The 24,486-nt window shown below is 60.6% G+C and carries 29 protein-coding genes; 10 read left to right on the top strand and 19 right to left on the bottom strand.

The features are described from left to right. Positions 1-4: 4 nt before the first annotated feature. The 12 genes from BM152_RS01520 to pyrC all read right to left on the bottom strand — a co-directional run bounded on the left by BM152_RS01520 (position 5) and on the right by pyrC (position 11,873). Complete coding sequence (locus tag BM152_RS01520) at positions 5-673, bottom strand: SDR family NAD(P)-dependent oxidoreductase (RefSeq protein ID WP_066603593.1); 669 nt, start codon at positions 671-673, stop codon at positions 5-7. Positions 674-705: 32 nt separating this feature from the next. Further along, complete coding sequence (locus BM152_RS01525) at positions 706-1,224, bottom strand: DUF2199 domain-containing protein (RefSeq protein WP_066603601.1); 519 nt, start codon at positions 1,222-1,224, stop codon at positions 706-708. A gap of 4 nt (positions 1,225-1,228) precedes the next feature. Then, entirely contained in the window at positions 1,229-2,746 is a 1,518-nt protein-coding gene (gene purF, locus BM152_RS01530; protein WP_066603603.1) for an amidophosphoribosyltransferase, read from the bottom strand. 361 nt (positions 2,747-3,107) lie between these two features. Continuing rightward, a complete protein-coding gene (locus tag BM152_RS01535) occupies positions 3,108-3,662 on the bottom strand; it encodes a CvpA family protein (RefSeq protein ID WP_066603609.1) in 555 nt (184 codons plus the stop codon). A 193-nt stretch (positions 3,663-3,855) separates the two neighbouring features. After that, a complete protein-coding gene (radA, locus tag BM152_RS01540; protein ID WP_066603611.1) occupies positions 3,856-5,226 on the bottom strand; it encodes a DNA repair protein RadA in 1,371 nt (456 codons plus the stop codon). Between the two features lie 31 nt (positions 5,227-5,257). Continuing rightward, on the bottom strand, positions 5,258-5,725 hold the full coding sequence (locus tag BM152_RS01545) for a paraquat-inducible protein A (protein WP_066603613.1): 468 nt from the start codon (positions 5,723-5,725) through the stop codon (positions 5,258-5,260). A 7-nt stretch (positions 5,726-5,732) separates the two neighbouring features. After that, positions 5,733-6,482: an ABC transporter ATP-binding protein gene (locus BM152_RS01550; RefSeq protein ID WP_066603615.1), complete on the bottom strand. Its 750-nt coding sequence runs from the start codon at positions 6,480-6,482 to the stop codon at positions 5,733-5,735. Next, positions 6,479-7,267, bottom strand: coding sequence for an MlaE family ABC transporter permease (locus BM152_RS01555; RefSeq protein WP_066603621.1), 789 nt, complete (start codon positions 7,265-7,267; stop codon positions 6,479-6,481). Before BM152_RS01555 ends, BM152_RS01550 begins: the two co-directional genes overlap by 4 nt. After that, positions 7,264-8,304, bottom strand: coding sequence for an alanine racemase (gene alr / locus BM152_RS01560; protein WP_066603622.1), 1,041 nt, complete (start codon positions 8,302-8,304; stop codon positions 7,264-7,266). Before alr ends, BM152_RS01555 begins: the two co-directional genes overlap by 4 nt. 64 nt (positions 8,305-8,368) lie before the next feature. After that, positions 8,369-9,946 (bottom strand): replicative DNA helicase, encoded by a 1,578-nt coding sequence (locus tag BM152_RS01565; protein ID WP_082715363.1) that lies wholly within the window; start codon positions 9,944-9,946, stop codon positions 8,369-8,371. A 193-nt stretch (positions 9,947-10,139) separates the two neighbouring features. Next, positions 10,140-10,820 (bottom strand): orotate phosphoribosyltransferase, encoded by a 681-nt coding sequence (locus BM152_RS01570; RefSeq protein ID WP_066603624.1) that lies wholly within the window; start codon positions 10,818-10,820, stop codon positions 10,140-10,142. A 12-nt stretch (positions 10,821-10,832) separates the two neighbouring features. After that, positions 10,833-11,873: a dihydroorotase gene (gene pyrC / locus BM152_RS01575; RefSeq protein ID WP_066603630.1), complete on the bottom strand. Its 1,041-nt coding sequence runs from the start codon at positions 11,871-11,873 to the stop codon at positions 10,833-10,835. 153 nt (positions 11,874-12,026) lie between these two features. Between pyrC and BM152_RS01580 the strand changes: the two genes are divergently transcribed. From BM152_RS01580 to BM152_RS01605, 6 genes are all read left to right on the top strand, one after another. Continuing rightward, positions 12,027-12,863, top strand: a complete 837-nt coding sequence (locus BM152_RS01580; RefSeq protein ID WP_082715364.1) for an urease accessory protein UreD — start codon at positions 12,027-12,029, stop codon at positions 12,861-12,863. Positions 12,864-12,878: 15 nt separating this feature from the next. Then, entirely contained in the window at positions 12,879-13,181 is a 303-nt protein-coding gene (locus BM152_RS01585) for an urease subunit gamma (RefSeq protein ID WP_066603632.1), read from the top strand. A gap of 39 nt (positions 13,182-13,220) precedes the next feature. Continuing rightward, complete coding sequence (locus BM152_RS01590) at positions 13,221-13,526, top strand: urease subunit beta (RefSeq protein WP_066603635.1); 306 nt, start codon at positions 13,221-13,223, stop codon at positions 13,524-13,526. After that, positions 13,523-13,897 carry a lysozyme inhibitor LprI family protein gene (locus tag BM152_RS01595; RefSeq protein ID WP_066603637.1) on the top strand — a complete coding sequence of 125 codons (375 nt, stop codon included), beginning with the start codon at positions 13,523-13,525 and terminating at the stop codon, positions 13,895-13,897. Before BM152_RS01590 ends, BM152_RS01595 begins: the two co-directional genes overlap by 4 nt. An 11-nt stretch (positions 13,898-13,908) precedes the next feature. Then, positions 13,909-15,621 carry an urease subunit alpha gene (gene ureC, locus BM152_RS01600; RefSeq protein WP_066603639.1) on the top strand — a complete coding sequence of 571 codons (1,713 nt, stop codon included), beginning with the start codon at positions 13,909-13,911 and terminating at the stop codon, positions 15,619-15,621. Between the two features lie 154 nt (positions 15,622-15,775). After that, on the top strand, positions 15,776-16,000 hold the full coding sequence (locus tag BM152_RS01605) for a DUF1127 domain-containing protein (RefSeq protein ID WP_066603641.1): 225 nt from the start codon (positions 15,776-15,778) through the stop codon (positions 15,998-16,000). A gap of 29 nt (positions 16,001-16,029) precedes the next feature. On the opposite strand, the gene BM152_RS01610 is transcribed toward BM152_RS01605, so the two are convergent. Both BM152_RS01610 and BM152_RS19125 read right to left on the bottom strand, forming a co-directional pair. After that, on the bottom strand, positions 16,030-16,356 hold the full coding sequence (locus tag BM152_RS01610; protein ID WP_066603644.1) for a hypothetical protein: 327 nt from the start codon (positions 16,354-16,356) through the stop codon (positions 16,030-16,032). A gap of 47 nt (positions 16,357-16,403) precedes the next feature. Then, positions 16,404-17,258: a hypothetical protein gene (locus BM152_RS19125; protein WP_066603646.1), complete on the bottom strand. Its 855-nt coding sequence runs from the start codon at positions 17,256-17,258 to the stop codon at positions 16,404-16,406. Between the two features lie 75 nt (positions 17,259-17,333). On the opposite strand from BM152_RS19125, the gene BM152_RS19130 reads away from it, so the two are divergent. From BM152_RS19130 to ureG, 3 genes are read left to right on the top strand one after another with little or no spacing between them, the layout of a single operon-like run. Further along, positions 17,334-17,900 (top strand): urease accessory protein UreE, encoded by a 567-nt coding sequence (locus BM152_RS19130; RefSeq protein ID WP_066603652.1) that lies wholly within the window; start codon positions 17,334-17,336, stop codon positions 17,898-17,900. Then, positions 17,893-18,531 (top strand): urease accessory protein UreF, encoded by a 639-nt coding sequence (locus BM152_RS01625; RefSeq protein WP_066603773.1) that lies wholly within the window; start codon positions 17,893-17,895, stop codon positions 18,529-18,531. The genes BM152_RS19130 and BM152_RS01625 overlap by 8 nt, the downstream gene beginning before the upstream one ends. 55 nt (positions 18,532-18,586) lie before the next feature. Further along, complete coding sequence (gene ureG / locus BM152_RS01630) at positions 18,587-19,201, top strand: urease accessory protein UreG (RefSeq protein ID WP_066603775.1); 615 nt, start codon at positions 18,587-18,589, stop codon at positions 19,199-19,201. Positions 19,202-19,209: 8 nt separating this feature from the next. Here ureG and BM152_RS01635 read toward each other — a convergent pair whose 3' ends face one another. Next, positions 19,210-20,223 carry a hypothetical protein gene (locus BM152_RS01635; RefSeq protein ID WP_066603655.1) on the bottom strand — a complete coding sequence of 338 codons (1,014 nt, stop codon included), beginning with the start codon at positions 20,221-20,223 and terminating at the stop codon, positions 19,210-19,212. A gap of 321 nt (positions 20,224-20,544) precedes the next feature. Next, a complete protein-coding gene (locus BM152_RS01640) occupies positions 20,545-20,760 on the bottom strand; it encodes a hypothetical protein (RefSeq protein WP_066603657.1) in 216 nt (71 codons plus the stop codon). A 214-nt stretch (positions 20,761-20,974) separates the two neighbouring features. Here BM152_RS01640 and BM152_RS01645 point away from each other — a divergent pair, with 214 nt between their 5' ends. Next, entirely contained in the window at positions 20,975-21,487 is a 513-nt protein-coding gene (locus BM152_RS01645) for a winged helix DNA-binding protein (RefSeq protein ID WP_111481306.1), read from the top strand. Positions 21,488-21,512: 25 nt separating this feature from the next. Here the strand turns inward: BM152_RS01645 and BM152_RS01650 are convergent, their stop codons facing one another. The 3 genes from BM152_RS01650 to BM152_RS01660 all read right to left on the bottom strand — a co-directional run bounded on the left by BM152_RS01650 (position 21,513) and on the right by BM152_RS01660 (position 24,390). Further along, positions 21,513-22,814, bottom strand: coding sequence for a TRAP transporter large permease (locus tag BM152_RS01650; protein ID WP_066603661.1), 1,302 nt, complete (start codon positions 22,812-22,814; stop codon positions 21,513-21,515). A gap of 5 nt (positions 22,815-22,819) precedes the next feature. Continuing rightward, entirely contained in the window at positions 22,820-23,344 is a 525-nt protein-coding gene (locus tag BM152_RS01655) for a TRAP transporter small permease (RefSeq protein ID WP_066603664.1), read from the bottom strand. An 80-nt stretch (positions 23,345-23,424) separates the two neighbouring features. Then, positions 23,425-24,390, bottom strand: coding sequence for a TRAP transporter substrate-binding protein (locus BM152_RS01660; protein ID WP_066603671.1), 966 nt, complete (start codon positions 24,388-24,390; stop codon positions 23,425-23,427). Between the last annotated feature and the right edge of the window lie 96 nt (positions 24,391-24,486).

Consider the following 24,486-nt stretch of genomic DNA (forward strand, 5'->3'; position numbering starts at 1 on the left):
GGTGTTAGAGAATGCCGGCTTCTTTCAACAGGCGCGGGGCCTCTTCACGCGGATGGGCGAGGGCGGATTTGTCCTCTCCCGGAAAGAACCGTGCGCGGGTGGCCGTGGGCATGGGGCGCGGCGACAGGATGTGGACACGCGGGGCCTTTTCGACCGTTTGCGTCTCCGCCTGCCAACTTTTCGCCATAGCGATCTGCGCGGCTTTTGAGGCACCGTAAGCGCCAAAGAATTTCTCTCCGGCGAGGGGATCGTCAAAGAACAGCACATCAGCCGGAGCAGGGGCCATGTTGAGCAAGGGCGCGATCATGGGGATCAGTTTGCCCGTCGCGGTTACATTGGTGAGGATCGTGCGGTCGAAATCCTTCGGGTCCATATGATCGGCAGGGGACAGAAGCTGGGCATAGACGGCTGTATGGGCCCAGAGATCAACATGCCCCCAACGGTCGTAAATCCCGCGACACAGATGGGCCATCGCGTCGGGATTGGTCACATCCATCGGTGCAAGCGTGGCCTGACCGCCCTTGGCCTGAATCCTGTCATCCAACTCTTCGAGCGCGCCTGTGGTCTTGGCGACGGCCACGATGTGATAGGCGGGCGCAAGGGTTTCGGCGAGGAAAAATCCAAGGCCGCGCGAGGCTCCGGTGATGAGGGCGATTTTGGTGTTCTCTGTCATGACATGCGGTGTGGCCTGTGCATGGGCTTGCGTCAAGAGGGTTTGAGTGCACTGCGCGCGAGTGTCCCACTGGCCTCGTAAAGGTCAAGCAACTGGTCGAGAGAGATGTCCGGCACACCGTCGAGCGTGGCGAGCGGGCGTTGCGTCCCGTCCCCGAACTCAAGCGTTACAGGGCTGTCTTGCGCTGCAACGGGGGAGAGGTCATTGGCTAGTGTCGCAAGCGTGCTTTCCGGCACAGCCCCGCCATTGAGCAGGTCGAGATAGGCGTAGAAGACCGGATGCGGCACCTCGACCCAGAGCGCGATCATCAGCACCTCTTCGGCACCGCGCACGGGCAGGGCGAGCGTGGCACAGAGATAGCGCGCATCGTCCAGGCGACAGAGTTCGGAGGCCAGTTGATCGTCGCTCGCTTTGACAAAGGGCTGGTCCCCGCGCGGATCATGCGGCCAGTCGGAAGGATGATCGAATCCGATGTCGATCAGCCCGCCATAGGGGCCTTCGGGGTCCATCAGCGCACGCCAGCGCGGGTCGAGATCAAGCAGCGCGGCCAAGCGATTAGCTCGCCGCAGGAGCGGCTTTGCGCGCCTTTTTCGGGGCGACGCCCTCGTCTTTCATCTTCTCGCTGACCCGTTCTGAGGTCTCCAGAGAGGCGAGGTATTCCGGTGTGACGCCTGTCACATAGTCACCGTTGAAACAGGAGCAGTCGAAATTGTCGATCTCCGGATTGCCCTCTTTCGCGGCCCAGATCAGGTCGTCGAGCTTTTGATAGATCAGACCATCGGCGCCCAGTTCTTCGCATATCTCGTCCGTCGTGCGTCCGTTGGCCACCAGCTCGCGCTTCGTCGGCATGTCGATGCCGTAGACATTGGCGTATTTCACAGGCGGGGAGGCCGAGGCGATATAGACTTTCTTCGCACCGGCTTCGCGGCACATCTGCACGATCTTCTTGATCGTGTTGCCGCGCACGATGCTGTCGTCGATCAGGAGGATATTGCGCCCCTTCATTTCCAGCGACATGGCATTGAGCTTGCGTCGCACCGATTTCTGGCGCTCGCTTTGACCGGGCATGATAAAGGTCCGGCCAACATACCGGTTTTTGACCAGCCCCTCACGGTAGCGGATGCCGGTGATGTTGGCGACTTCAAGCGCCGCAGGGCGGGCACTGTCGGGCACGGGGATGATCGCGTCGATCTCGAAATCGCTGTCCATGATCTGTTTGGCCAGCGTCTGCCCCATGCGCAGCTGGGTTTTGTAGACCGAAATGCCGTCCAGCATACTGTCGGGGCGGGCGAGATAGACATATTCGAAAATACAGGGCGTCAGCTTGCCCTCGACACATTGCCGCGTGTGCATGTTGCCGTCGAGATCGACTAGGATCGCCTCGCCCGGTGCCATATCGCGGATTTTCTCGAACCCGTTGATGCCGAAGGCCACGTCTTCGGAGGCAAAGGAATATTCGTCCCCCTCCGGCGTGCTGCGTTTGGCGACGGAAAGCGGGCGGATGCCATGCGGGTCGCGGAAGGCCAGAAGGCCGACACCTGCGATCAGGCAGATCACGGAATAGGCGCCTTGCACCCGCTCCATAGTCATTTTGACTCCGGCGAGAATGTTTCGCACCGCGTCTTCCGTGCCGTTCACCTTGATTGCGTCGGAGACTTTGTCGGCCAGCACGTTGAGCAGGATCTCGGAATCGGAATTGGTGCGCAGGTGGCGGGAATATTTGCCGACCACCTTGGCCCGCTGTTCTGCCGTATTGGTGATGTTGCCGTTGTGCACAAGGTAAATGCCATAGGGCGCATTGACGAAAAACGGCTGGGCTTCGGCCGCCGACAGCGATCCGGCGGTGGGGTAGCGGACGTGGCCAAGGCCCAGACGCCCCAGAAGCGTCGTGGCGTCCTGTGGCCCGAACACGTCTTTCACCAGACCCGCGCCTTTGCGCTCGCGAAAGAATTCGCCATCATAGGTGACAATGCCCGCCGCATCCTGTCCGCGGTGCTGGAGCATCAATAGCCCGTCATACAACTCTGCGAAGACGTCGTGAGTCCGGCTCGCGATCCCAAAAATCCCGCACATATCAATAGCTCCAATTCGTCGTCGCTTGCGCACCCTGTCGATTGGACAGGAAGTGCTTGAGGGGCAGGGCCCCGGTCATTGTCTGTTGAGAAGGTGCACCTGTGCCGACGTAACCGAATACGCCAATGTCGTCGATAAAGGTCTGGGGCGAAAGGCGCATCCAGCCGGGCTCCGAATCCTGTCACGGGTGTCTTGCACCTCCTTTAAGCCCTCGCGGCCCGACTGTCACGAAAGGATCACATAGCTTTTGGCACTTCTTTTGTGAAAGGCGGCGATCCGGCGGCCCGTTTTTGTGTCGTTGCATGAAAAACGGCCCCTGAACCGAGTCCAGAGGCCGCTTTGTTCTGTTCATGTCGCAGGCTTATTCGGTGCAGGTCGAAACCAGCGCTTCGTAGCGTTGCGTGATCCAGTCGGGGGCGTCATCCGGCAGGCTCTCGTCGATCTTGTCTTGCGAACGGGCAAAGACCTTGGCCGTGCGGGAGCTCTCCAGCACGTCGATCGGATCCCCTGTGGAGATGCGGTCCACAACGACCAGAGCAATGGCGACAAGGACGATCCCGCGCACCACGCCGAACAGGAAACCAAGCCCCTGATCAATACCGCCCAGTGCCGAGCGTTGCACGGCCGAGGAAAACAGCGGCGTAAACACCGACACCACGATAAGCGCCAGTGCGAAGACCGCAAAAAAACCGGTGATGACGGACAATTCGCATGATCCCGCGATATAGTCGCCAAGGTAAGGCACTTCCTTGACCAGAGGCACGGCTTGGGGCGCAAACATATAGCCAAGAACGGCCGCCACGATCCATCCCGCAATCGCCATGCCTTCGCGCACGAAGCCCCGGCTATAGGCGAGAATGGCCGAAACGATGATGACAAGCGCCACGATGCCGTCGATGATAGTAAAGCCTTCCATGGCAAGTCCTTCGTCTGTCCACACTCTCCTTCCCGAACGGGAAGGGTCGCGGGTGAAGAACCAAGTTTTGCCGTTTTGTTCAACCTTTTTCCCGTGTGTGACGGTAAAAAAGCTGGCATGTGAGGACGCTATGCCCGTGTTGGCGCGGGCTTTCGGGCCTTTTTGCGGGGTGCAAAGCCTGTCACAAAGCGCATTATCCGGCCCCGAAGACCTCGCCGACAAAGCCCACAAGGTCACTCATCAGCCGCATATCCATGCCGCTTTTCTCACCGGCTTTCGATTGCGCAGGCGCGATGGCGGAGGAAAACCCGAGCTTCTTGGCCTCTTTCAGCCGGTTTTCGGTCTGCCCTACCGGACGCAGGCTCCCCGACAAGGATAATTCGCCAAACACCACACAATCTTTCGGCAAGGCGGCATCTTCGCGCGCCGACAAAAGTGCTGCGGCCACCGCCAGATCGGCTGCGGGTTCGGAGACCTTCATCCCCCCTGCGACATTGAGATAGACATCAAGCCCCGCAAAGGGAATCCCGCAGCGTGCTTCCAGAACCGCGAGGATCATCGCCAGACGCGAGCCGTCCCAGCCCACCACCGTGCGCCTTGCCTGCGCGTGCGGCGAGGGGGCGACGAGGGCCTGAAACTCCACCAGAACGGGCCGCGTGCCCTCAATCCCGGCAAAAACCACGGAACCCGGCGCGGGCTGGTCGCGTTCGGACAGGAAGAGCGCCGATGGGTTGGTCACCTCGCTCAGCCCGTCTCCGGTCATCTCGAACACACCGATTTCATGAGCGGGGCCAAAGCGGTTCTTCACCGCGCGCAACAGCCGGAACTGGTGCCCGCGCTCGCCTTCGAAATATAGAACCGTGTCCACCATATGCTCGACCACACGCGGACCGGCAAGCTGGCCCTCTTTGGTCACATGGCCCACCAGAACCACCGAAACCCCGCGCGTCTTGGCAAATGTCACCAGTTCATGCGCCGCCGCACGCACCTGAGACACAGAGCCCGGTGCGCTTTCGACATTGTCCGCCCACATGGTCTGGATCGAGTCGATGATCACAAGATCCGGCTCCTGCTTTTCCAGCGTCGTTAGAATGTCGCGCAGGTTGGTCTCCGCCCCCAACTGCACCGCCGCTTCCGACAGGCCAAGACGCTGCGCCCGCATCCGGACCTGCGCACTGGCTTCCTCGCCGGAAATATAGATCACCTTCAGCCCCGCATCAGCGAACTTTGCGGCCGCCTGCAACAGGAGCGTGGATTTCCCGATTCCCGGATCGCCCCCCACAAGAATGGCCGAGGCAGGCACCAGACCACCGCCCAGCACCCGATCAAACTCGCCCAATCCGGAGGAGGTGCGCGGCGGCGGGCTTTCCTTGGTCGAGAGTTTCGAGAGCGGGATTTCCTTGCCCCGCATCCCGCCTAGCGTCTTTTTCGTCGGACCGGCGCTTGAGAGCGGCTTTTCTTCGGCAATCGTGTTCCATTCGCCGCACCCGTCACAGCGCCCCGACCATTTGGTCGTCACCGCCCCGCAATTGGAGCACACGAAATTCTTTTGTGCCTTGGCCATCTTGCCGTCTCTCGATTGTTCTCGCTTCGTTCTAGTCTGTCGAAGGCGGGTGCGGCAAGCTCTCTTTGGGCTTTCTGATGGCAAAAATACTCAATCCCAGACTGAGCAGAACGCAAAAGGTGAAAAGATAGAGACCCCAGCCGATCTCGATCCGGCCAATGCCGATCCCTTTGGCGGCGGTGATATAGATGGCGATCAGGAAGACATCGGCCATAGCCAGCCGCCCGAGATGGTAGAGCCACGGCTTGATCCGTGCGGGCAGGCGGCCTGAAAGCAATCCTTCGAGCGCCAGAACTTTTCCGATTGGTGCAATCATGGCGAAAAAGGTCACGACAAGGGCTAGAAACTTGTCCTTTTCCCACAATGCGCCAATGCCGGACAGGACCGAGATTTCCGACAATGCAAAGAGCGGCAAGACGCCTGCTTTGAGGAGCGGCGCGACCCACGCGAGAGGAAAGAGGAGCAGAAGAGAGAGGTTGGCAAGGCGCGGAAGGGTCATGACACCCTCACCGCAGCGTCTCGATCGGTCCGTCGGGGGAGCCTGTGATGAACTGCGTCAGATAGGGGTCATCCGCCCCGTCCATCTCGGACACCGGCCCGTGCCAGCGGATTTTGCCCCCATGCAGCATGGCCACCTTGTCGGCAATGGCGCGCACGGAGGTCATGTCATGCGTAATGGTGAGCGCGGTGGCCCCCATCTCGACGACGATTTCGCGGATCAACTCATTGATGACGCCTGCCATGATCGGGTCAAGACCGGTTGTGGGTTCGTCAAAGAAGATGATCTCCGGATCGGCGGCAATCGCACGGGCTAGGCCCACACGTTTCTGCATCCCGCCGGACAGTTCGGCAGGGAAGAGATCGGCGACATCGGGACCAAGCCCGACGCGGCGCAGCTTCTCGATGGCGATGTCGCGGGCTTCGGCTTTCGGGCGTTTGAGCGAACCTCGCAGCAGGCGGAAGGCGACATTTTGCCAGACCGGCAGGCTGTCGAACAGGGCCGCGCCCTGAAACAGCATCCCGAAGCGCGCGAGGAAGGCATCGCGGTCGCCCGTGGTGGTGATGTCTTCCCCCGCCACGGAAATCATGCCCTGATCCGGCTTGATAAGGCCGAGGATACATTTGAGCATCACCGATTTTCCGGTGCCGGACCCGCCGATGATGACACAGCTTTCGCCCTTGGCGACGTCCAGATCGACGCCGCGCAAAATCTCTTTGGAGCCAAAGGCTTTATGGACATTCTTGAGCGAGATCATGTGGTGAAAAACGCCTGTGTCAGAAGGAAGTTGGCGGCAAGGATCAGGACGGCGGCAGCCACCACGGAGGACTTCGTCGCCCGTCCCACGCCTTGCGCACCGCGACCGGAGTGCATGCCGAAATAACAGCCCATGAGCGTGGCGATCACACCGAAGGCCGCGCCCTTGACGAGCGAGGAAATGATATCGGCAGGCTCGAGGAAATCGATGGTGTTCTTGAGATAGGTGGCCGGATTGAAGCCCAGAGACTGGGTGGAGACGAACCAGCCGCCGAAAACGCCAATCGTATCCCCGACCGCCACCAAGAGGGGCAGGGTCACAAGACCGGCAAAGACGCGCGGGGCGGTGAGATATTTCATCGGATCGGTCGAGAGGGTCACGAGCGCGTCGATCTGTTCGGTCACTTTCATCGTGGCGATTTCGGCAGCGATGGAGGAGGTCACCCGCGCCGCGATCATCAGCCCGACCATCACAGGGCCAAGTTCGCGCACAACGCCGAGAGCGACGATCTGTGGCACGACCTGTTCGGCGGAAAACCGTGATCCGCCCGCATAGATCTGGAGCGCCAGAGCGCCGCCCGTGAACACGGCTGTCAGCCCGACAACCGGCAGGGACAGGTAGCCCACTGTCATGAGCGCGTGAAGGAATTCGCGGCCGTAAAACGGAGGCGTCACAATATGGCGAAAGGCCGTGAGCGCAAAAAGGGTCACCCGCCCCACGGTCGCCAAAGCGGCCAGAACCGCAGCGCCGAGCGCTGCCAGAGGGCGGGTCACAAGAGCAGTCATCCGATATAGCGGCGATAATACCGCGCACCCAGAGATGTGAGGATTTCATAGCCGATGGTCTGGCCGATCTTGGCCAGATCATCCACCGTCTGATACTCACACAACAGATCAAGAGATTGCGGCACATGGTCCAGATGGGTGATGTCCACGGTGATCAGGTCCATCGAGACACGTCCAACAAGCCGACAGGGCACCGACCCGTCGAACAGGAACGCCTTGTTGGAAATCAGCCGCGTGATCCCGTCGGCATAGCCTGCGGAGACGGTCGCGATCCTTGAGGGCACCTTGGCCGTCCAGCTGTTCGAATAGCCAACGGTTTCTCCGGCGGGAATCTCGCGCGTCTGGATGACGGGACATTCGAGTTTGACCACGGGTTTGCCACCTTCGAAGGGCAGGCCGCCGTAAAGGCCGATCCCGGCACGTACCATGTCGAAGTGATAATCCGGCCCCAGCAGAAGCCCCCCCGTGGCCGCAAGCGCACGGCGGACTTTCAGCCCGTCTGTCATCTCGCGGAAGGCGGCAAGCTGTTGCGCGTTCATCGGGTGCTCCGGCTCGTCGGAACAGGCCAGATGGCTCATGACGAGATCGGGTTTCTCCTTGAGCACCAAAGCACGCACGGCATCCCATTCCGCAGGCTCAAGACCCAGACGGTTCATGCCCGTGTCAAGCTGCACGCCGAAAGAGGCTCCCGGAAGAGCCTCGAAATGGCGGGTGATCTGATCGAGCGAGTTGAGGATTGGCGTCAGGGACATATCCGCGATCATGTCGGTGTCGCCCGCCATATGCCCGCCAAGCAAGCCGATCCACGGGGTCGGCCCCACTTCGTTGCGCAGCACCACGCCTTCTTCGGCGGTGGCGACAAAGAAACTTTTCACGCCAGCTTTCATCAGTGCACGGGCGGCTTTGCCGACCCCGAGCCCGTAAGCATTGGCTTTAACCACGGCAGCGGTTTCCACAGCCGGAGATGAAAGGGCATCAAGCGCGCGCCAATTGTCGGCCAGCGCCCCGAGATCGATTTGTAAAACTGAAGTAGCCATGGTGGTTTATTGACGCGCAGCACGCAGAGTCGCAAGGCGAATCCGCGCGCGGCACGGTGTCCTGTTAATAATCCGAATAACCTTGTTGCTCGCGGGCGAGGTTCCCGAAGCGGGTGAACTCCGCCTCGAAAGACAGCTCGATCGTGCCAATCGGCCCGTGACGCTGTTTGCCGAGGATGACTTCGGCTTTGGCATGAAGGCGTTCCATATCCGCCATCCATTTCTCCATCGCTTCCAGATTGTCATCATCGGGTTTTTCGCGCTCTTTGTAATATTCGCCGCGATAGACGAACATCACCACGTCGGCATCCTGCTCAATAGAGCCGGATTCCCGCAAATCCGAAAGCTGTGGCCGTTTGTCGTCGCGGCTTTCCACTGTCCGGCTGAGCTGGGACAGGGCAATCACCGGAATGTTCAATTCCTTGGCGATGGCTTTGAGGCCCATGGAAATCTCGCCAATCTCCTGCACCCTGTTGCCTTCGGTGCGCGAGGTGCCGCGGACCAGTTGCAGATAGTCGACGATCAGAAGGTCCAGCCCGTGGGTCCGCTGCAAACGCCGCGCACGGGCCGCAAGTTGCGAAATCGGGATCGAGGGCGTGTCGTCAATATATAGCGGGCAGCTTTCCAGCGTCTTGGCGGCATCGACAAAGCGGCGGAATTCTTCTTCCGTCATGTCCCCTTGGCGGATCTTGTGTGAGGAAATCTCCGAGGCTTCCGCGAGAATACGCGCGGCCAGCTGTTCGGCGCTCATCTCCAGCGAGTAAAAGCCCACAACGCCGCCTTCCACTGCGCCCTGCCGCCCGTCGGGCAGTTGGCCCTTTTTGTAGGATTTGGCGATGTTGAAGGCGATGTTGGTCGCCAGCGAGGTTTTCCCCATCGAGGGACGCCCCGCCAGAATGATCAAATCCGAAGGGTGCAAGCCACCCATTTTCTTGTCGAGATCAATCAGCTTTGTCTCGATCCCCGCCATGCCGCCGCCGCGCTCGTAGGCGGCGTTGGCGTTCAGGACCGCTTTGGTCACGGCGGAGAGGAAGGAGGTGAAACCCGATTCGCCCTTGCCCTGTTCGGCAAGGTTGTAGAGCCGTTGCTCTGCGGCGACGATCTGTTCGCTCGGGTCGCGGATGTCGGAACCGGAGGCGGCAGAGCCCGCGATCTCGTTGCCCAGTTCGATAAGCTGGCGCCGCAAGAAGAGGTCGTAGATTAGCTGGGCATAGTCGCGCACCGCATAGGTCGAGATGGCCGAGGCCGCGAGCTTTGCCAGATAGCTCGGCCCCCCCAGTTCCCTCAGGCCCTCGTGATCTTCCATATAGGCCTTCAAGGTTACGGGCGAGGCCAGCATGTTCTTGGAGATGCGCTCGGCGGCTTTCTCGAAAATATCCTTGTGGACCGGATCATAGAAATGTTCGGGCGCGATGATGGAGGCGATCTTGTCGAACACATCGTTATTAGTCAGCAAGGCGCCCAGAAGCTGCTGTTCGGCCTCGATGTTATGCGGCACAGCGCCCGCGTAGGAGGAGATGACAGAGCCTTTCTCCGCCGGCTTGCTCTCATTGCGTTCGGTGTCTGCACCAGAGGTGTCCTGTGCACTTTCTTGGTCACGACGGTCTTCGAGATTGCGCTCGAGATCGGTAATGTCAGTCATGCTGTCCGGCCCCTTGATTATCTGTCCGCGAGTCGCGTGATGCTCTCGGATTTGACTGTCTTAGACCAGTCGCGCGAGGTCTCGCAAAGGGTATATTTTGTGGATAAGTTTACAGGCCGCGCTAAACCGCGCTGCTGCAAAGAAAAACGCCGCCCGAGCGGGCGGCGCAAAAATTTTTCGCAATTTGCGGGGGTCAGGATTTCTTGTGCTTTTCCTGCCACGCGCGCGGCGCGCCAAGGAAATGCTCGACCTCGGCCAGTGTCTCTTCGTTGAAGATTTTCTGTTTCTTCGCTTCAGCCAGAACATCCCACCATGTGCACAGGCTGATGAGATTCACCCCGTGATCACCCAGCGTCTTTTCCGTTTCGGGGAAGATGCCGTAGTAGAAAATCACCGCGGTCCAGCCGCAGGTCGCGCCGGTTTCGCGGATCGCATCTACAAAGGAGAGTTTCGAGCCGCCATCTGTGGTCAGATCCTCGACCAGAAGCACCCGATCCCCTTCGGACATCGCGCCTTCGATCCGGGCGTTGCGGCCATAGCCTTTGGGCTTTTTGCGCACATAGGACATCGGCAGGCCCAGACGTTCCGCCACCATCGCGGCAAAGGGAATGCCCGCCGTCTCGCCGCCTGCGACATTGTCAAAGGCTTCGAAACCGGCTTCGCGCATGATCTGCACCGCCATGAAATCCATCAGCGTCGAGCGCACCCGCGGGAAGGAAATCAGCTTGCGACAGTCGATATAGGTCGGCGAAGGCAGGCCTGAGGCGAGAATGTAAGGGTCTTCGGGGCGGAAATTCACCGCGCCGATTTCCAGAAGCATCCGCGCCGTCAGGCGGGCGATTTCGCTATCATCGGGGAAGGAAGAAGGGATCATGGGCAGTCTCTCTTAGGCCTCGACGCTCCAGTGGAGCGGCATTTGCGGATCGAAAACGGTCACAGGGCCGTTCTCCGTGTCGATTTTGTCGGGGTATTGCACGGGATTGCCCTTTCTCAGGGTGATCGTCGCCTCGTTGAATGGCAGCCCGTAGAAACGCGGCCCGTTGAGCGAGGTGAACGCTTCGAGCTTGTCCAGAGCGCCCTCTTTTTCAAAAACCTCGGCAAGGATGGACATGGTGTTCGTCGCGGTGAAACAGCCCGCACAGCCACAGGCGCTTTCCTTCGCGCCATCGAGATGGGGGGCGCTGTCGGTGCCGAGGAAATAGGTCGGATCGCCCGATGTCGCCGCTTCGACCAGAGCCAGGCGGTGCGTCTCTCGCTTGGCCACCGGCAGGCAGTAGTAATGCGGCTTGATCCCGCCCACGAGGATGTGGTTGCGGTTGATGACAAGGTGATGCGTGGTGATCGTCGCGCCCAGTTTCTCGCCGCCCTCGCGGGCATAATCGGCCCCGTCTTTCGTGGTGATATGTTCCATCACCACTTTCAGATCGGGATTGGCCTTGCGGATCGGGTCCAGAACCTTGTCGATAAAGACTTTCTCGCGGTCGAAAATATCGATGTCCGGTGTCACCACCTCGCCGTGGATACAGAGTGGCAGGCCGATCTCGGCCATTTTCTCAAGCACAGGGCGGACTTTCTCGAACTCCGTCACGCCGGAGGAGGAATTGGTCGTTGCCCCCGCCGGATAGAGCTTGACCGCTTTCACAAGACCGGAGGCATGGGCAAAGGCCACATCTTCGGGATCGGTCTGTTCCGTAAGGTAAAGCGTCATCAAAGGGTCGAACTGCCCCTTGCGCGGGTTCGCCTTGAGGATGCGTTCGCGATAGGCGCTGGCATCGTCGCTGGTGATCACAGGCGGAACAAGGTTCGGCATGATGATCGCGCGGGCGAAGTGGCGCGTGGTTTCGGGCAGGACGGCTTCCATCATTGCGCCATCGCGCAGATGAAGATGCCAGTCGTCGGGGCGGCGGATGGTGAGAGTCTCGGTCATGCGATTGGATTACCTCTTTCCGGCTCAAAGCGCCAGACGGTAGATATCGCTTATTTTTTGAGCGTTTGGTCGGTTTTTAGGGCGAATGCCCCCCGTGCGGGATTGAAGCTTCGGTTTCTCTGCCGCTAGGCTCTGAACGACTTGGAGGCTTTGATGCTGGATCTACACCACCCGCAGGCGAACCGGACCGACACCGCGCAGATGCAGCGCGTGCGGGGGCGGGCGCATGTGGTTATGGGGGCAGGCGGGCTCAAAGACCTGCACCAGTCCGGCTCGGCCAAGGCCATGATGCCCAAGGTGCACAGCCATGTGCCCGAAGTGGTTTTTCTCAATACATCCGGTGGTTTGACCGCAGGGGACCGGCTCGACTACCGGCTTGAGGTCGAGGCCGGAGGACAATTGATCGGCACCACCCAGACCGCCGAACGCGCCTATGCGTCGGTCGCGCAGGGCGCAAATGCCGAGGTGTCTGTGGCACTGGTCGCGGGGGAGGGGGCCACGCTGGAATGGTTGCCGCAGGAGACGATCCTGTTCGAGCGCTCCCGCCTGTCACGGCACACCAAGGCGGAGATCGCCGGTGATGCGCGCTTTCTCTTTGTTGAGTCGCTGGTGCTGGGCCGCGCTGCGATGGGCGAGGTCATCGAGAGCCTGCACCTGATGGACCGCCGCGACATCCGCCGCGCAGGGCGGCTGGAATTTATGGAACCGCTGGAAATCGACGCGGGGCTTCTGGCCGCGCGTGACCATCCGGCGACGCTGAACGGTGCGCGTGCGATTGCCACGGTGGGCCTGTTTGATCAGGGGGCCGAGGGTATGGCCGATCTGGTCAAACAGATCACGCAAGAGGGCGTGACCGCGGGTGTGTCCGGCTGGAACGGCAAGCTGGTGATCCGTGCCATGGCCGCCGACGGTTATCCTTTGCGCCGCTATGTGGCGCAGGTTTTGATAAAGATCAGACAGGCGGATCTGCCGCGTGTCTGGCAGGTATGACAACGAGGAATAAAGATGAACCTGACGCCTAGGGAAAAGGACAAACTTCTGGTCTCGCTCGCCGCTATGGTGGCGCGGGGGCGGCTGGAACGCGGTGTGAAGCTGAACCACCCCGAAGCGATTGCCCTGATCACGGATTTCGTGGTCGAAGGTGCGCGCGACGGCAAGATGGTGTCCGAGTTGATGCAGGCGGCGGCGCATGTGGTCACGAAAGACATGTGCATGGAAGGAGTGCCGGAGATGATCCATGAGGTGCAGGTCGAGGCGACCTTCCCCGATGGCACCAAACTTGTCACCGTGCATCACCCGATCCGTTGAAATGAGTATTTTTGCCATCAGAAAGCAGGAGGCGCGGCCATGATCCCCGGAGAGTATTTCATTCAGGACGGCGAGATCGAACTGAACGCGGGCGCGGAGGTCACGACCCTGACCGTGTCCAACACCGGCGACCGTCCGGTGCAGGTCGGTTCGCACTATCATTTCTTCGAGACCAATGCGGCGCTGGAGTTTGACCGCGAGGCGGCCAGAGGCAAGCGGCTTGATATTGCGGCGGGAACGGCTGTGCGTTTCGAGCCGGGGCAGATGCGGGAGGTGAGCCTCGTGCCGCTGGCCGGTGCGCGGAAGGTTTACGGGTTCAATCAGAAAGTCATGGGGGAGCTGTGATCCGCAAGGGCCTCATATCGCTTTGTTTTGTCGTGCCCGCGGCGGGGTTCTCACAGGAGCGCGATTGCGCCGATCCCGTGAGCCAGTCCGATATGAAGATCTGCGCCAATGAGGCTTGGCAGCGCGCCGACGTTGACCTGAACGACACCTATGCAAGAGCTATGGAGGTCGCGAGGGGCTGGAGTGACGGGGCGGCCGAGGCGCTGCGTGCGGCGCAACGGGCGTGGATACCTTACCGCGATGCGGCCTGCAAAGCCGAAGGGTTTCTGTTCGATGGGGGCTCAATGGAGCCGTTCATCGTTAACAGTTGTTTGGAACATTTGACGCGCCAGCGCACCGAAGAGATGCGCGCCGTCTACGAGATGAATTGAGAGGGACCAAGATGCCTGCAAAGATTTCCCGCGCGACTTACGCCGATATGTTCGGCCCCACCACTGGCGACAAGCTGCGTCTGGCGGATACGGATCTGATCATCGAGGTCGAGCATGATCTCACCGGCCCCTATGGTGAAGAGGTCAAATTCGGCGGCGGCAAGGTGATCCGCGACGGCATGGGCCAGAGCCAGAAATCCCGTGCCGAGGGGGCTGTGGATACGGTCATTACCAATGCGCTGATTGTGGATGTGACGGGCATTTACAAGGCCGACATCGGGCTGCGCGACGGGCGGATTGCGGGGATTGGCAAGGCGGGCAATCCCGACACGCAACCGAATGTGGACATCATTGTCGGTCCCGGAACCGAGGCGATTGCAGGCGAGGGCCGGATCATCACGGCGGGCGGCTTTGACAGCCATATCCATTTTATCTGTCCGCAACAGATCGAGGACGCGCTGCATTCCGGTGTGACCACCATGTTGGGAGGCGGCACGGGGCCTGCGCATGGGACTTTGGCGACCACATGCACGCCGGGGCCGTGGCATATCGGGCGGATGTTGCAGGCGCTGGACGGGGTGCCGATGAATATTGCGCTTGCGGGCAAGGGCAACGCAAGCCAACCCGCCGCGCTGGTCGAGATGGTCAAGGCCGGTGCTGCCGCGATGAAGCTGCACGAGGATTGGGGCACCACGCCGGGGGCGATTGATTGTTGTCTCTCGGTGGCCGATGACATGGATGTACAGGTCATGATCCACACGGATACGCTCAATGAGAGCGGGTTCGTGGAGAACACGGTGGCGGCGATGAAGGGGCGGACCATCCACGCCTTCCACACCGAGGGGGCGGGCGGCGGTCACGCGCCGGACATCATCAAGGTGGTGGGCGAGGAGCATGTATTGCCCAGCTCCACCAACCCGACGCGACCCTATACGGTGAACACGCTGGAGGAGCATCTCGACATGCTCATGGTCTGTCACCACCTCGACAAATCCATCCCCGAGGATGTGGCATTTGCCGAAAGCCGTATCCGCAAGGAAACCATTGCCGCCGAAGACATCCTGCATGACATGGGCGCGTTTTCGATCATTGCCTCGGACAGTCAGGCGATGGGGCGGGTGGGTGAGGTTCTGATCCGCACATGGCAGACCGCCGACAAGATGAAGAAACAGCGCGGGCGTCTCTCTGACGAGACCGGCGACAACGACAATCTGCGGGTCAAACGCTATATTGCGAAATACACGATCAACCCCGCGATTGCTCATGGTATGTCGACACAGATTGGCTCCATCGAAGTGGGCAAACGCGCCGATCTGGTAATGTGGTCGCCTGCGTTTTTCGGTGTGAAACCCGAGATGGTGCTCTTGGGCGGCTCTATCGCGGTGGCGCAAATGGGTGATCCGAACGCTTCGATCCCGACGCCGCAGCCGGTTTATACGCGCCCGATGTTCGGGTCGATGGGCCGCGCGGTGGAACAGTCTGCTGTGCTCTTTGTCTCGCAGGCGGCGCAGGCCGATGGAATCGGCAAATCGCTGGGGCTGGCGAAACAGACCGTAGCGGTGGAGAACACGCGCAATATCGGCAAATCATCGATGGTGATGAACGATGCGACGCCGGATATCGAAGTGAATCCAGAGACCTATGAGGTGCGGGCGAACGGGGAATTGCTGACCTGTGAACCGGCCAAAGAGCTTCCGATGGCGCAGCGTTACTTCCTGTTCTGATGGTTCTTCGGGCAAATTTCCTGTGGGATGCGGTCTTTCTCGGCGCGTCTTTGCCACAGGCCTGCGTGAGCGGTGGTGAGGCTTTGTGTGTTGGCTGTGATGCTCTATCGTGAGGGGACAGGGAGGAAACCCGTCTCACGAGAGGTTTCCAGACATGCAGCATGTCGCCAATATCGTTATTCTCACACCGGGCCTGCGGGCGCGTATCGATCTGTTCTTTGCCTCCTTGGGGCAGGGGGTGAATGCCTATTCCGTCCGGCGCAAGCGTCTGGGCGAACTGGCGCGACTGGACGCGATGAGCGATGCCGAACTGTCGGAGCTTGGCATCACCCGCGACCGGATCCCGCATTATGTCTTTCGCGACCTGTTTTCCACCTGAGTGACAGGGGCGCACAAGGATGGTCTGCGTCACAGGCTTTCGAGCACTTCGATTTCTTCGGGATCGTCCAGCGCGATCACATCCATGCCGTCCTCGCGGTCCTCGATGCGGATCGAGGTGACATGTTTGGTCGCATAATAGCGGTCGTCGTCGAGCATCTCTTGCGGCAGTTTGGAAATATCAAACACCTGATAGGCCGTGCGGGACACAACCACGTCGCAGGTGTAGCCCGGAAACCGGCCAGTGTCATTGCACTCGATGAAACGGGCTTCAAGAGCGGCTTCGCGCGCACGCAATTCGGCGATCTTTGCGCGCAGGCGGGCAAGCTCGTCTACGGGCGAACGGGTCATATACATGGTGTTTTCTCTCCTTCTGGATCGTGGACAATAGAGGGGCGGGTGGCTCAGCTTTCGCCGTTTGCAGCAATGCGACTTGTGGCAAAGGCGGTGGTAGGCGGCAGGGCGAATTCGTTGAACCCGTCCTCTGGCGAGGCGCTGTCCTCCGCGTTCTGCGGCGTCGGGGCGTCGTTCAATGCGCCGCCCAAACCGGCCTGCATATCGGCTTTGGCCTCCAGCGCCTGTGTGGTCGCCAGAGCATCTGGCAGGGTGGCGGGCGCGAGGTCGGTCTCCAGATCGCAACGCATCTGCGCCACGTCCTCTTCCGGCAGGCCAACCAAAGGCTGCAAATCCGCGTGTTCGGTGGGCCGCAAATCGCGCGGGTTTTTCTCGTCTGTGATCGCAGGCGTGGACGATGCCTCCGCATCTGGTGCTTTGTCGGCGGTCTCTTGTCTGAGGCCGAACGGATCGTCGGGGTTCACAAAAGGCGCGTCCTGCGGTTCCGATTTTGCCCCTTCGGCGGGGTCCGAGAGCGCGGGCTGTTGCGTTTCCGCCATGTCACCGGCCCCCGACACGCTACCAACATTTCCCTCAAACGCGACCTCCTGCGGGCTTGAGACCGCATGGCCCGTCGCGGAGCGGGGCCAGAGCAGCACAACCGTCTCTTCCTCTGTCTCGAAAAATTGCGGATCACAGAGCACCGCCGGCGGCAGCCTGTCGGGAGAAATCCGGCGCGGCTTGCGGGTTTCGATCACGGCGACCCGCTGCGCACCGCGAACCCTCCCGCCGCCGTTTTCTGTCGCAAAGCTGCGGATTTCATCGCAAAGTTCGGCCTCGCGCTCGCGCAGCCGCGCCAGTTCCGCGCGCAATTCAAAGAGCGCGTCAACGGCATCAAGAGGTGTGTGGTCAGGCATGGACGTCATCGGCAAGATCTCCTTGCCTTACATTTGGGGGCGAGTCGGTTAAGAAAGTCCCAATCATCCGACCGGAGTTTGAAAATGAGCAAAAAATCCTATGAAATCTGCAAAGGAGGCGGCGCGGGCGCAACGGATCGGGTCGCTTTGACCTATGACCAGCGCTTGCTGCGGCGCAAGAAACTGACCACCTCTTCGGGCGAGGTGGTGTTTGTCGATCTGCCGCAGACCGTGTCTGTCGAGCAGGGCGACGGGTTTGCTTGTGAGGACGGGAGTGTGATCGGGGTGCGCGCTGCCGAAGAAGAGCTCTATGCGATCACGGGGGAGACGGTGACGCGCTATGCGTGGCACATCGGCAACCGGCACACGCCCTGCCAGATCGCGCCGGAGCGATTGGTGATCCAGCGAGATCCGGTTCTCAAAGCGATGCTGGAGCAGCTTGGGGCCGAGGTGACGGAGATTGTCGCGCCGTTCACTCCGGAAGGCGGAGCTTACGGGCATGGCCGCACGATGGGCCACGACCACGGGCACAGCCACGACCACGGGCACAGCCACGACCACGGGCACAGCCATGACCACGGGGACGATCACAGTCACGGGCACAGCCATTCGCATGACCACGATCACCACCATGAACACCACCATGACTGATCCTCATGCCCTTCTGACCCTGACTCAATGGCTCTCGCCATCTTTCCCGCTCGGTGCGTTTGCCTATTCACACGGGCTGGAGCTGGCGATTTCCGAGGGGGCGGTGCGGGATGCCGAGGGGTTGGAAAGCTGGCTGCGGATGATCCTTACGCGCGGCGGCGGGCATGTGGATGCCTGCCTTCTGGGGATGGTTCTGCAAGGGGCGGATGCGCAGGAGGTCGGGGATCTGTCCGAGGCTCTGGCAGGCTCGAAAGAGCGCTGGGCGGAGACATTCGAACAGGGGCAGGCCTTTGTGAAAACCGTGGCGCAGATGGGCGGGCCGGAGCGTGCTGCGCGGGCCTTGCCGGTGGCGGTGGGCGAGGCGGCGCGGGATCTGGACCTGCCTGACCGCACCGTGATTGCGCTTTATCTACATAGCTTTACGTCCAACCTCGTGTCTGCCGGAGTGCGTTTTGTGCCGCTGGGGCAGGCGGCGGGGCAGAGGGTACTTGCGACCCTGCATGACGAGATCGAACGTGTCTCGGAGGCGGTGCTGTCCGCGACGGCGGAGACACTGACCACGGGCGCGTTTGCCGCAGATCTGAACGCGGCGCGTCATGAGGATATGGACGTCAGGATTTTCAAGACATAAGGCCAAGAGCGAAAGGCTTGAGGGCCTGATGGTCGAACAACAGTTGGAGGCAGAAATGGCATCACCGAACGGACCTTTGCGGGTCGGCATTGGCGGCCCTGTGGGCGCGGGAAAGACCACGCTGACAGGGGCGCTGGCCAAGGCACTCTCGGAGAAATATTCCATCGCGGTCATCACCAATGACATTTACACGCGCGAGGATGCGGAGGCGTTGATGCGCCAGCAAATCCTGCCGATGGAGCGTATTCGCGGCGTGGAAACCGGCGGCTGTCCGCATACGGCGATCCGTGAGGATGCCTCGATCAATCTTGCGGCGATTGCCGATCTGACGGAGGCTTTTCCCGATCTCGACGTGATCTTGATCGAAAGTGGCGGCGACAATCTCGCGGCGACATTTTCGCCGGAACTGGCGGATCTGACGCTCTATGTGATCGACACGGCGGCGGGGCAGGACATTCCGCGCAAACGCGGGCCGGGGGTGACGCGTTCGGATATGCTGATCGTCAACAAGGTGGACCTCGCACCGCATGTGGGCGTCGATCCGGTGCTTCTGGAAGCGGACACCAAACGCGCCCGCGGCTCCAATGCCTATGTCATGGCCGCGCTGCGTCACGGTCAGGGCGTCGAGGAGGTATTGCGCTTTGTCGAGGAGGAGGGCGGCCTCGCCTGAGCCTGTGCTCAGGCGGTCTCGCTCTCGGATTTCGCACGCTCTGCGGGGAGCGGTTTGCCCTGTGTTTTCAGGATTTCTGCCGCCGCATTGTAGGCGCGCTGGAAACGTGGCGCGTGTTTGCGGTCGCGCAACACATGGCGACACAGCAGCACGGTCTGATAGGGACGTGAACTGGGGGCGGTTTCGGCCAGAAGACGGCGCAGATACCCCAGATTCTCGCGACGTTTGCGCAGGGCTTGCGTGATCACGCGCTGGGTGAGGCGGCTTTCCATCGCGGCCTCAAGGATCGGAGCCAGTGCACCGATCTCCATGAGTTCATATTCCGGATCAACCCCGAACATCCGGCAGGGCACACGGGCGACATGCGGGGCGTTGAACAGCGCCGCATGCATCGCGTCGAGCTCGACCTTGGGATCATAGAAGACATAGGCCTTCTCCGCCCCTTCGAGCATGTCAGGGGCAAAGCCGTAGCGTGTCGTGAAATCCATACGGCGGGTTTTCGGGAAACGGTGGTCCCAAGAGGCGAGCCGCCCGTTGAGCGTGGCTTGCGGCGCGATGGTGATGACCGTGGCACCGGGGGCGACCACGGAATAGGCCGCGGCCGCATAGCCACAGGCGCCTGCGCCATAAAACACCACCTGATCGAAATCCTCGAAAAACCCCTCGTCCACGAGACGGTCGAAATAGCGGTAAATCTTTTTGGACCGGAACCAGTCGCCGGTCTCGTCGGTCCCATGCGACATCAGCGTGAGCGAGGACCAGCCATGCTGTCCGGCCAGTGTCATCCCGAGTGGGTAGCCGTTCTCCGTGCGCTCGGTGGCGCGTTCATAGCTCTCGAAGGTGACCAGAAGGCACGGTTTCTCGTCCAGAAAGGCCACGCTGTGCCCGTCACCCAGTGATTGGAAATAGCCCAGCTCCTCGCCCAACTCGGCGATGGCATCGCGCCAGTCTTCCCGTGGCAAATCCGAAATATCGTTGACCGCGCTCATCGCGTTTTCCAACTCGGTCTTCTGCTCACTCACCGGACTTCTCCTTGCTCTCTTTACGCAGACCCTGTGGCGTCGGGCAGGCGCATTTTCGGTGCCGTACCAACCCGCAGGTCTTTGGATCAGAGATAATCTTGAATTTGGTTAACCATCTCTTCTCCAATTAAGGCTTTTATGGGGCATTCTGAAGAGAGGGTTAAGGTTTTCCGGTTCACTGTCTCGTTAGAGGAAACGGTGCGCGGATTGCTGCCGCTTTGATGGGGAAGGCTGCATAATTACGCCGCAAAATATGGCCGCCGCCCCTAAGGGCGCCGGGTCAGGCAGGGGCATTGCCCCCGCAGTCCGAGAATCAAAAGATCAGCCGAGGATGATGCCGATGGTGACCGCGCCCAGCCCCATCGCAGAGACCAGAAGGGCCACGAGATTGAGGGCCACGACCTTCTGGAGCCGTGCGCGGATTTCTTCATCCGTGCCACCGGCTTTCTTGGCCTTCAGCGCGGCCATGATGCAATAGACCAACAGGGCCACGCCCCCCAAAGTCAAAGCCACTCCGCCCCAGATCAATATGTCCATCTTCGTCCCTCGTTTATGCTCTTGTGCGCGTGCCCCGCTTGAAACAGAACCGGCGCGTTCAAGCAAGCATTTGCACAGGCCCAAAGATGCGCTCACCCCCATATTTGCGCAGCACGAGGTAAGGACATCGAAATATAGCGGTGAAAAAGCTACAAAACACCTACAAATTATTTATAATATGCGGGTAAGGACGGATATTTCTGGAAGGTTTCCCATGTCAGACCCACAACGCCGCATCGTTTCCTCGCAGCACCTTGCCGAAGGTCCGGCGGCGGAGGCTTCCGAATTCGAATATGGCATGATTATCGCCTACAACAGTTTTGCCCGCTGGATGCAGCGGTGCATGGCGGCGGCAGGGATGGGGGAGTTGTCCGCTCTGGAAATCCTTGTGCTGCACAACACCAACCACCGCGACCGTGAAAAACGACTGACCGACATCTGCTTTCTGCTCAATATCGAGGACACCCATACGGTGAATTACGCCTTGCGCAAATTGCTGAAGCTGGAACTTTTGACCTCGGAGAAACGCGGCAAGGAAGTGTTCTATCGCACCTCGGAGACGGGCCGCGCCCTGTGCGAGAGTTACCGCAAGGTGCGCGAGGAATGTCTGTTGGAGCCATTTGAAGGCGGAAATATGGCAGGCGCAAACCTGAGCGAGATCGCCGCCGCGCTGCGGGTCCTGTCCGGTTTCTACGATCAGGCCAGCCGCGCGGCCTCGTCTTTGTGACGCCGCGCGGGGGACGCAAACGGCGTCAGTTCCCCATCGCGGAGGGCAGGAATGTGACGATCTGCGGAAACAGCGTGATGAGCACGACCGCCAACAGCAACAGCCCGAAAAAGGGTAGGGCGGCTTTGGCAATGCGCAGGATATTCGTTCCTGTCAGCCCTTGGATCACAAAGAGGTTGAACCCCACGGGCGGGGTGATCTGGCTCATCTCCACCACAAGGACGAGGTAGACGCCGAACCACAACGGGTCGATTCCTGCGGCCTCCACCATCGGCAGGATGATCGAGGTGGTGAGCACCACGACCGAAATCCCGTCGAGGAAGCACCCCAGCACGATGAAGAACACCGTCAGCACCGCCAGAAGCGCATAGGGGGAGAGGCCGAATGTGCCGATCCACGCCGCCAGATTGCGCGGGATGCCGGTGAAGCCCATTGCGACGGACAGAACCGCAGCGCCCAAGAGGATAAAGGCGATCATGGCACTGGTGCGCATGGCCGACATGAGCGCATCCATGAAATCGCGGCGGGTGAAGCTGCCGGTGGAGACGGCGAGGATAATGGAGAACAGCACGCCCACGGCGGCGGCATCCGTGGGGGAGGCCACGCCGGTGTAGATCGTGCCGATCACGCTACCGATCAACAGGATGACGGGCAGGAGGCTCTTGGAGGCGCGAAGCTTTTCACGCAGTGAGAAATGGCTGTCTTCGACGGGGATGAGGGCCGGATTCATCCATGCCCGAAGTGCCACATAGCCGCCGAACAGCCCGACCAGCATGATCCCCGGCAGGATACCCGCAATGAACAGCCGCGCGATGGATTGTTCGGTGGCCACGCCGTAGACAATGAGGATCACCGAGGGCGGGATCAGAAAGCCCAGCGTGGCAGAACCCGCCAGCGTGCCGAGGATCAGGCTTTCGGGATAGCCGCGCTTGGTCAGTTCCGGCACGGACATGCGTCCGATGGTGGCGGCGGTGGCGGCGGAGGAGCCGGAAACTGCTGCAAAGATCGCACAGCCCAGCACGTTGACATGCAGCAACCGTCCGGGCGCACGGCCCAGCCACGGTGCGAGGCCGGAGAACATATCCTGCGACAGGCGCGAGCGCAGCAGGATTTCCCCCATGAGGATAAAGAGCGGCAGCGCGGCCAGAGGCCAGCTGTGGCTATGGCCCCAGAGCGTGGTGGCCATCACCAGCCCTGTCGGCGCGTTGGAGAAAAAGGTGAGACCGGCCAGAGCCACGGTGAGCAGCGCGACCGCCACCCAGACGCCACTGGCGAGCAGGCCGAGCAACAAGGCGAGAAGGATCGAGAAGACGACGGGATCAGACATGATGTTTACTCCGTCGCATCATCTGTGAGAACCGGCTGGCGCGCCCGCAGGCTTTCGACCAGTCGATCAAGGATGGCCAGCGTCAAAAGACCCAGCCCCAGCACCATCACCACCTGCGGTATCCAGATCGGCACGGCGATCATGCCGGTGGATTTGTCGCCGTAGTGGTGGCTCTCCATCATCAGGCTGGCTGCATACCATGTGGCATATCCCATAGCGCATCCGGCCACCGCCAGCGTGAACAGCTCCAGAGCCCAGCTCACCCGTGCGCCGAGACGCGAGATCACCAGATTGACCCGAATATGCGTGCCGTGGCGAAAGGTTGGCGCCAGCGCCAGAAAACTCGCAGCCGCCAGCAGATAGCCTGCGAAATCGGCATAGGAGGGGATGGTGAAGGATAAGGACGGCCCGCCCAGACGGGCAAGGATGTTCAGTCCGACCTGTGCGCTGACCAGTAGACAGATCGCGAGAATGGACAGGGCGGCCAGACCGCCGGAAATCGTGTAAAGCGTATCAAGCAGGCGGCGCATGGCGGCAACTCCCAAGGGTCTCCCAACAGAACAAGGCGCGGCCCGCTCGTGCGAAGCGGACCGGCAGGACGGGGCAGGGGTTACTCGGCCTGATAGGCGTCGAGAATGGCCAGAGCGTCTTCACTGGCCTCTTCTTTCCACTTGGCGAGCATCTCTTCGCCAATGGCCTGAAGACCTGCGACCAGTTCCGGCGTCGGAGTTGCAATCGTCATGCCGTTCTCTTGCATGACAGCGGTTTTTTCCTCGGCTTCGGCCTTGGACATCTCCCAACCGCGGCTCTCGGCCTCGGCAGCAGCGGCCAGAACGGCGGCTTGCACGGTTTCATCGAGACGGTCAAAGGTGCGCTGGTTCACCACCACGATGTTCTTCGGCACCCATGCGTTGATCGGCGTATAGGTGTCAACGAAATCCCATGCTTTCGAATTGGCACCCGTCGAGGGCGAGGTGATCATCGCTTCGACCTGACCGGTGGTGAACGCCTGCGGAATATCGGCGGCTTCAACCTGAACCGGCGCGGCTTTGGCAAGGGCAGCGAATTGTTCGAGCGCAGGGTTATAGGCGCGGAACCGCAGCCCCGACAGATCGTCTACCGTGGCAATCTCGCCATTTGTGTAAAGCCCCTGCGCAGGCCATGCGACGGAGAACAACGGCATCAGACCCTGTTCGCCCAGAAGCTCGGTAATCACAGGTTTCTGCGCGGCCCAGAGCTTTTCGGCCTCCTCATAAGACGTGGCAAGGAAGGGCTGGCTGTCCATGCCGAAGGCAAGGTCTTCATTCGCCAGTGTCGAGAGGAAAAACTCGCCCAGCGGCACCTGACCGGAGCGCACAGCGTTCTTGATCTCGCCGTGAGGGAAAAGAGAGCCTGCGGAATGGACCTCGATCTCCAGCGCGCCATCGGTGGCCTCGGCCACATCGGCGGCAAATTCGCGGATGTTCACCGTGTGAAAGGTCGCATCCCCGTAGGGGGTCGGCATGTCCCAAGTGTCGGCGGATACGGCAGTGGCAACGCCCATCGCGGCTGCGAGGGTGAATGCAAATTTATTCATCTTTTCTCTCCTGTTGGGATCGGGTGATATTGGTTCACCTCGATGTCATATCGTTGACAAATTGTCAGCGTTTTGAGATTTATGTCAATGAAAACT

Source organism: Celeribacter halophilus (genome assembly GCF_900114135.1).
Classification (GTDB): Bacteria; Pseudomonadota; Alphaproteobacteria; order Rhodobacterales; family Rhodobacteraceae; genus Celeribacter; species Celeribacter halophilus.

Bases quoted from the DNA above. Each gene is read 5' to 3' on its own strand.
- BM152_RS01625 (WP_066603773.1), top strand. From the start codon at position 17,893: ATGACTGATCCTCATGCCCTTCTGACCCTGACTCAATGGCTCTCGCCA.
- BM152_RS01555 (WP_066603621.1), bottom strand. From the start codon at position 7,267: ATGACTGCTCTTGTGACCCGCCCTCTGGCAGCGCTCGGCGCTGCGGTT.
- BM152_RS01660 (WP_066603671.1), bottom strand. From the start codon at position 24,390: ATGAATAAATTTGCATTCACCCTCGCAGCCGCGATGGGCGTTGCCACT.
- BM152_RS01610 (WP_066603644.1), bottom strand. From the start codon at position 16,356: ATGTATATGACCCGTTCGCCCGTAGACGAGCTTGCCCGCCTGCGCGCA.
- ureG (WP_066603775.1), top strand. From the start codon at position 18,587: ATGGCATCACCGAACGGACCTTTGCGGGTCGGCATTGGCGGCCCTGTG.
- BM152_RS01590 (WP_066603635.1), top strand. From the start codon at position 13,221: ATGATCCCCGGAGAGTATTTCATTCAGGACGGCGAGATCGAACTGAAC.
- BM152_RS01645 (WP_111481306.1), top strand. From the start codon at position 20,975: ATGTCAGACCCACAACGCCGCATCGTTTCCTCGCAGCACCTTGCCGAA.
- BM152_RS01565 (WP_082715363.1), bottom strand. From the start codon at position 9,946: ATGACTGACATTACCGATCTCGAGCGCAATCTCGAAGACCGTCGTGAC.
- alr (WP_066603622.1), bottom strand. From the start codon at position 8,304: ATGGCTACTTCAGTTTTACAAATCGATCTCGGGGCGCTGGCCGACAAT.
- BM152_RS01605 (WP_066603641.1), top strand. From the start codon at position 15,776: ATGCAGCATGTCGCCAATATCGTTATTCTCACACCGGGCCTGCGGGCG.
- BM152_RS01640 (WP_066603657.1), bottom strand. From the start codon at position 20,760: ATGGACATATTGATCTGGGGCGGAGTGGCTTTGACTTTGGGGGGCGTG.
- BM152_RS19130 (WP_066603652.1), top strand. From the start codon at position 17,334: ATGAGCAAAAAATCCTATGAAATCTGCAAAGGAGGCGGCGCGGGCGCA.
- ureC (WP_066603639.1), top strand. From the start codon at position 13,909: ATGCCTGCAAAGATTTCCCGCGCGACTTACGCCGATATGTTCGGCCCC.
- BM152_RS01650 (WP_066603661.1), bottom strand. From the start codon at position 22,814: ATGTCTGATCCCGTCGTCTTCTCGATCCTTCTCGCCTTGTTGCTCGGC.
- BM152_RS01655 (WP_066603664.1), bottom strand. From the start codon at position 23,344: ATGCGCCGCCTGCTTGATACGCTTTACACGATTTCCGGCGGTCTGGCC.
- BM152_RS19125 (WP_066603646.1), bottom strand. From the start codon at position 17,258: ATGACGTCCATGCCTGACCACACACCTCTTGATGCCGTTGACGCGCTC.
- BM152_RS01520 (WP_066603593.1), bottom strand. From the start codon at position 673: ATGACAGAGAACACCAAAATCGCCCTCATCACCGGAGCCTCGCGCGGC.
- BM152_RS01580 (WP_082715364.1), top strand. From the start codon at position 12,027: ATGCTGGATCTACACCACCCGCAGGCGAACCGGACCGACACCGCGCAG.
- BM152_RS01550 (WP_066603615.1), bottom strand. From the start codon at position 6,482: ATGATCTCGCTCAAGAATGTCCATAAAGCCTTTGGCTCCAAAGAGATT.
- BM152_RS01585 (WP_066603632.1), top strand. From the start codon at position 12,879: ATGAACCTGACGCCTAGGGAAAAGGACAAACTTCTGGTCTCGCTCGCC.
- radA (WP_066603611.1), bottom strand. From the start codon at position 5,226: ATGGCCAAGGCACAAAAGAATTTCGTGTGCTCCAATTGCGGGGCGGTG.
- BM152_RS01535 (WP_066603609.1), bottom strand. From the start codon at position 3,662: ATGGAAGGCTTTACTATCATCGACGGCATCGTGGCGCTTGTCATCATC.
- BM152_RS01545 (WP_066603613.1), bottom strand. From the start codon at position 5,725: ATGACCCTTCCGCGCCTTGCCAACCTCTCTCTTCTGCTCCTCTTTCCT.
- pyrC (WP_066603630.1), bottom strand. From the start codon at position 11,873: ATGACCGAGACTCTCACCATCCGCCGCCCCGACGACTGGCATCTTCAT.
- purF (WP_066603603.1), bottom strand. From the start codon at position 2,746: ATGTGCGGGATTTTTGGGATCGCGAGCCGGACTCACGACGTCTTCGCA.
- BM152_RS01570 (WP_066603624.1), bottom strand. From the start codon at position 10,820: ATGATCCCTTCTTCCTTCCCCGATGATAGCGAAATCGCCCGCCTGACG.